Consider the following 6472-nt stretch of genomic DNA (forward strand, 5'->3'; position numbering starts at 1 on the left):
AAGGATGTGAAGCTCTGGATATTCAATGCCGATGACGGTTCCTTAGTTGAGGAAAAACATTATGGTAGTGCGCAGGAGGTGGCGAGCCAACGCTTCGCTCTTCCAGTTGGGCATTATCAGATTCTGGCTGCTACTAACCTTATAGAACCATTTTTTATCGGTGAGGCTACAAGAGCAACCTTAAATATGAACCAACTCATGTTTGGATTGTCCAATCCAAGTGCCTCGCCCGACCATGCCTATTATGGTGTCACGGACATCGGTATTGACAAATCAACTGTCAACTACATAACCAAAAATGAAATGCGCCATATACTTGCAGAATTGACCATCTTCATTAAAGGAGTTCCTGACAATTTTGCAATGATAGGCAAGGTTCTGAATGTGGCAACTGGACTCCTTCCCCTGCAAAAGAATGAGGATGGAACATTCGGGACGGCAAGCTATACAAAGGAAGAGTGTGATATACCTTTGAGAATCGCAGTGCCTGGCGAAACTTTAAAAACGGAAACATTACGCTTGATGCCGACAGCCAACGGTTTACATACCACCAAGTTGTTTATCCAACTGATTTCTCCTGGGGGAGTAGTTAGCAACTACGACATCGAAGCACCCGTCATGAAATCTGGCGGCAAGTACAAGATTAACTTGGAATTTGAGGAGATGAAACCTTACATGTATCTTACGAGCACGAAGATAGATGATTGGACTGAGGAATGGATATACCGTGGTGAAATCCTGAATCCTGAAGATTAAGCGCCCCTCTCATTTAAGCAAGAATCAAAACAAGAATATAAACATAAAATAGTAAAAGACAATGAAAAAGAAGACTTATCTCTTTGCCCTGATGGCAATGTTCTTGACATTGGGAAGTTGTTCTGACAACGAGAATGGTATCGGAGGCGAGACCTCCAAGTATATCACCGTTTCTACCAGTATCGGCAATATGACACGTGTTGCCACAGATGAGAAGGGTGGACAAACCTTTGAGGAGGGTGATGAAATCAGTGTGTATGCCTGGACTGGCGATGCAACTGTTGCTCCTGAGACAAGAGAGCGTGTGGTGAACAACGCTATCAACAAGTTGACTAACGGTTCATGGGTATCTACTCCACAGATGCTTTGGAAGAACAACCGCGACAAGCATTATTTCATCGGTGTATACCCTATTTCAGCAATATCCGACCTTTCTGCCGGAGAATATACATTCGATGTGAACAAGCAAACAGAAAGCGACCTCTTGGTGGCAGTCAACAAAGATGGCTTATCCTATAATGTCGATGAACAGCAACCTGTTCCTCTCACCTTTACCCACGTGATGGCAAAACTTGTGGTGAACCTTACCTATAAGAACCAGTGGGGAACAGAGGGACCTACCGTAGATAAGGTAGCTGTAGGCAATGCCGCAAAAAAAGCAACCATCAATTATCTGACCAAGGTTGTCACCCCGTCTGCTGTAGCAGAAGATAAAGCAGACTTCGACATGCCAGCATTAACCGCCAACAAGCAATATGCTTCCATCATCATCCCGCAGGATGGTGTTCAGAAGATAATCATCACCATTGGCGGCAAGGACTTCATCTACGACAACGGAACTCCTTTCAAGTTTGAGAGTGGCAAGATTACCACCGTCAACCTGGAGGTAGGACGTGACGTCATAAAACTTGGCGATGTTAACATCTCAGACTGGGGTTCTACAGGCGAACCTATCAAGGGTGAGGCTTACGATTAACTTTCTTAAAATTAAAACATAAAATTCGACAATATGAAAGCAATTAAAATATTAGCAATGGCAGCTTTGGCAACGGCAGTTTTTGCCAGCTGCTCCAGTGAGGATGAATTGGCACAGAGCAATTATCCAATGGATAATGTGGTCAGAATCATGACAAGCGTAGATGGCATGAATACCCGTGCCTCTTATGGAAACAGCACCGACAAGCTTAATTCGTTTGGCTTCTGCATCAAGAATGCTAATAGCGAAACATATACCTATGATAACGTCAAGGTAACAAAGGAAGGCAGCAATTGGATTCCTGCTACCCAGATGTTGTGGCAGAATTCAACTACCGCTGTTGACATTCTGGCTTATGCGCCATATCAGGAGACTACCGAAGATGCAAATGGCAAAGTTAAAGTCTATGGAAATAATGATTACGCTTTTGCTGTACAGGCAGACCAAAGCAATGCTAATGACTATACTTCAGACTTCATTGTTTATAGACAAAAGAACTTCACTCCTGATACGGAATTGAATGCCAACCAAGCTGTTGACATTACATTCTCCCATATCCTTAGTCAGTTGAATCTGACTATCGAGCTAAGAGATGAGTTTAACCAAAACAAGGAAAAGCCTATTACGGCAGAATCAGTAACAGATGTAAAGATAAATGGAACTATCCTAAGTAGTAAGGTGGATTTTACAGCAGAATCAATAGTTGCAAAAGTTGATAACACCCAAGGTGCAACTGCTATTACTCCTGAGGTTGTTAAATTCAATGGAGCCGATGAAAAAACAGCCCATCCAACTTTCAACTATTCAGCTATTGTAATCCCACAGTCTGTCACATCTGGGAAATTTAGCATCGGTTTTAAAGTGAATGGCAATTCTTATGTTTGGACTGCTACAGAAAATGATGTTGTATTTTTGTCAGGGAAAAGCCATCAGTTGCATTTATTGGTAGGCAAGGATGTGGTACAGATAAGTTACATTGGGGTAAGTCCTTGGGGGGAAGAGCATACCGACAATTTAGAGACAGAATAAAAGTTTGTTTGACATTAATAGATACAAAATATGAAGATAACAAAATATATTGGCGCATTAGCATTTGTTGCAATGCTCGCTGCTTGCTCTAATGAGGAAGAGCAAGGTATAAATACTTTGAGCAATGTAGTTGAGGTTACAGCCAACGTTGGTAAAAATAGTATTTTTACACGTAGTAATCCAGTGGGCAAAACAGAAGAAGCTCTGTCTGTGTTTAATGATGGCGATTTAATCCGCATATTGACTAATGGTAAAACCGTAAATTACACTAAAAGTGGTGACAATTGGATACCAGAAAATGGTGACTATTTGTGTTGGACGGGTGGCTTACAGGAGTTCAAAGCAATATACCCTTATAGCGCAAGTGAAAACACTGTAAATACGATATATAGTGGATATGTGTCTGCTGACCAATCTACCCTTGACAAAATAGCCAAGTCTGATTATATGTGGACTAATCGAATTGAGGCTAAAGCTCCTCAAGATAGAATGTTGGAGTTATATTTTCAGCGTCAAACAGCTCGTGTTGTTGTCAGAGTAAGTTCTTTTGGCAATGAATTCGATGGACTGAATCCTGTGCTTACCGATGTAAAAGTTTATTCAAAACTTCATGTTTCGGCAGAAGAGCAAGTAGGAGAAAATGAGAACATAGAAGAAATCACAGCTTATAAAGATCCAACTCCTGATGAGAATGGCAATAATGTCTTCTATGCATTGGTTGCACCTGGTGAAAAAAAAGATGGAGAGAATTTCCTCAAACTCACAGTGACATACAATGATGAAGATGGCAATCCAACATTGTCAAAAGACTTGTTTGTAAAGGGTATTCCTGCTCACGAATATGCTCAGAGCTATACCTATAATGTAAAAATAGGTAAGGATAATGCTGCGGTAGGAAATGTAAATGTTACTGATTGGAGTACAGGCAGCGTTATCGAAGGGGGCGATGCTGTAACAACTACAGAAAATGCCTTACTGGTGATAGAAAAGGCTTTGGCTGCGAACAAAAAGAACATTGAAATCACTTTAGATGCAAATGCAGATAAGAGTGTGTTTGATGCTATAAGAGAAGCTCTAAAAAGTGCAAGTAAAGGCAGTATAGAATTAACTGTTTACGGAGTTGAGACTTTGCCGTCTAATGCATTTTCGAATTGTCAACCGCTGAAATCAATTAACTTGCCAGAGGTAAAGCATATAGACAGGTATGCTTTTCAGGAGTGTAATCGTCTTGAAACAATCTATGCTCCGAGAGTTTCATTTATAGATTACCTTGCCTTTTCCTATTGTCAAAATCTAGAATCGGTGACATTAGGTAATATTTCCGCAGCAGGTATCAGTATCTTTGATGGTGTATATACTGAAGTTGTAGATTTAACTTTGTCAAAAGATCAAATGGTTATGACAGGAAGTGATGATGAAGGGTGGCACTCTGTCGAATCTGCGCCTTATGCAAGGTCTGACGATCATTTACGAATACGATTTCTTGGAAAAAAATTCAAATCCATAACATGTGGAAATATCAAATATGAAAATTAATAACATTAGATAAACTCCTAAGCTGGGCAGGAGTATTAGGTGCTCAGCAACATATATTCACCCGCATTTCACGGGAAACGACAAGGGTCTATATGCCACGATGAACAGGTGGCGTATAGACCCTTAATTATATGGTGATATTCGTAATCTACATCTCCGCTTTCAGCAGTTTTATCTCCTCTGCCGTCAGCCCCGTCATATCCATGATCGATGCTTCATCCATACCCTTTGCCAGCATCTTCCTGGCAATCTCAAGGCTTCGCTGGGACATGCCTTTTTCCATGCCTTCAGCTCTGCCTTCTTCCTTACCTTTTTCTATGCCTTTCTGATATCTGTCATCCATGAGGGTTCTTTCTACGCTTACCGAATCCCAGAATTTATCATAGGCACGGAGTTCGGCATCAGTAAAGCCGGAAACTTCAAGATCTTCTACGGCTTTCCCAATCTCCGGATCATTAAGCAGGTCGGCAGGAATCTCTTTCGTGTTGGAATTGATTTCCGTGAGGAAACGGAGCCACAATACCATCATGCGCTTGTCGGCGATGGAATGTGGAGTGAACTTAGGGAGTTCTATGAAGGTGAAATGCAAGCCCTTGATGACCTTATTGCTGTCCTTATCATGCACGATGCGGTAGTTGTGGATGAAAAGATCTATAGGCCACTCTGCATCGTGACATATAGACTTTTTTTAGAATAAACTTTTTATAGCTATTCCTGTAAGAATTGCTATGGTGAAGCTAGAAAAAGTGCCTATCAACACATACTCTGTTGTGCGAATTTCCTTGGCTTTGTTTAATTCACCAAAACGGAAAACAGACTTTGCTGCCAGCAAGAAGCCGACCCCTTCGAAACTGCCAACAAGGACGAATGTCAGAATCATGATTCTTTCAATATAACCTATCCATTGTCCGGCATTAGGTAAACTCTGTGTGTTAGAAGATACAGGTGTCCATTTATTAAGAAACAACCCCAATAAGATAGAAGATGGTCTTAACATTAATATATATGCCACGACGGTTAACCAAACATTTGCAGAACAATGGTTCTCAATATATGAAAGAACGGTACCATCTCCGTAGAAAACGAACCATAATACTCCAATTATTATAATGTGTAAAAACTGATCTGCAAGAAATGTAGAAAGAGAATCCTGATAGCACCTACATTTAATCAAGTCTATTATAAAATGGCTGGCAAAAATAACCAAAGGTACAAGCCAGCATAACCAATCCGCCACCAACATATATGCCACACATGCATGTATGGTACTATGAAGTAACAGATAACCAATCCCCTTAATACCAGGTTTGCGCTTCCCATTATTGATACTATCTGTTTGAAGTATAAAATCAGAACATAGATGGGCGCAGAGTAACTTTATAAAAATGATGATTGATTCCATGTTACTGCTTATTGTATTTTGCGATTAACGATTTGAAATATTCCACATAGTCAAGGATTAGCTGACCCTTAGCAGAACTCCAGTGATAATTAAAGTTTTGTCTTGTCATGCCCAAATCCTCAGCAAGGTCTTTCTGAAGTTTAGGAAAGAGTATTGCCTGATAGACTACTTTTGCCTGTTTAGCAGTCCATGACGTAATTATGTCATCAGCAAAACGAGTGACCAGCTCCATGTCTTTATTAAAATCAGACCATGTAGTCGATATGCTCAGTCTTTTTTTCCCGATATTGTCAAACGAACGGCCAGATAATCTGAAAGCCTCTCCATCACTAGTTACTATATTGTCGCTTTCAAAAGAAATGTCACCAATACCAATGGATAATCTAGCATCCCAAAGCTGCTGTTTGCTTGGAGTCATTGCTTTAAGTTTTGCTCTTAGCGCAATAGCTACAGCCAAGGCATAGTCTGGTTTATCAACAACTATTTGAAAACTATCACCTCGATACATTTCCAGATTGCAGAGAGTTAGAGGCAGAAAATCTGCAACGCATACATTCAATGTATCCAATACCGTTTGCCTCCATTTTGCAGCAATATTTGTGGAGTTTACTAAATCTCCTGTAATCACGCTTTTTATCATAAACTTGAATAGTTTGATTAAATCTGATGCAAAGATAATATTTTTCTTTTAAAAAATCAAAGATATTACCTTGATTTTGCGTAATCAAGCTATTTTATTTGATTTTTCCCATTTTTTATGAAGGAAAAGATGG

At 40.2% G+C, this 6472-nt stretch carries 7 protein-coding genes; 4 read left to right on the forward strand and 3 right to left on the reverse strand.

The window, feature by feature from the left end; all coding sequences use genetic code 11:
- The 4 genes from DW917_RS15605 to DW917_RS15620 all read left to right on the forward strand — a co-directional run.
- On the forward strand, positions 1-756 hold a 756-nt coding region (locus tag DW917_RS15605; protein WP_118120203.1), incomplete at its 5' end, for a FimB/Mfa2 family fimbrial subunit.
- A gap of 61 nt (positions 757-817) precedes the next feature.
- Complete coding sequence (locus DW917_RS15610; RefSeq protein ID WP_118120205.1) at positions 818-1732, forward strand: fimbrillin family protein; 915 nt, start codon at positions 818-820, stop codon at positions 1730-1732.
- A 33-nt stretch (positions 1733-1765) separates the two neighbouring features.
- Positions 1766-2761, forward strand: a complete 996-nt coding sequence (locus DW917_RS15615; protein ID WP_118120207.1) for a fimbrillin family protein — start codon at positions 1766-1768, stop codon at positions 2759-2761.
- A gap of 30 nt (positions 2762-2791) precedes the next feature.
- Positions 2792-4297 (forward strand): fimbrillin family protein, encoded by a 1506-nt coding sequence (locus DW917_RS15620; RefSeq protein ID WP_118120209.1) that lies wholly within the window; start codon positions 2792-2794, stop codon positions 4295-4297.
- Positions 4298-4445: 148 nt separating this feature from the next.
- On the opposite strand, the gene DW917_RS15625 is transcribed toward DW917_RS15620, so the two are convergent.
- From DW917_RS15625 to DW917_RS15635, 3 genes are read right to left on the reverse strand one after another with little or no spacing between them, the layout of a single operon-like run.
- Entirely contained in the window at positions 4446-4976 is a 531-nt protein-coding gene (locus tag DW917_RS15625; RefSeq protein ID WP_370453545.1) for an Rpn family recombination-promoting nuclease/putative transposase, read from the reverse strand.
- Positions 4977-4985: 9 nt separating this feature from the next.
- A complete protein-coding gene (locus tag DW917_RS15630; protein ID WP_118120211.1) occupies positions 4986-5699 on the reverse strand; it encodes a DUF3307 domain-containing protein in 714 nt (237 codons plus the stop codon).
- Between the two features lies 1 nt (position 5700).
- On the reverse strand, positions 5701-6327 hold the full coding sequence (locus DW917_RS15635; RefSeq protein WP_147344229.1) for a hypothetical protein: 627 nt from the start codon (positions 6325-6327) through the stop codon (positions 5701-5703).
- Positions 6328-6472: the final 145 nt, after the last annotated feature.

Source organism: Prevotella sp. AM42-24, assembly GCF_003461825.1.
GTDB classification, from domain to species: Bacteria; Bacteroidota; Bacteroidia; order Bacteroidales; family Bacteroidaceae; genus Prevotella; species Prevotella hominis.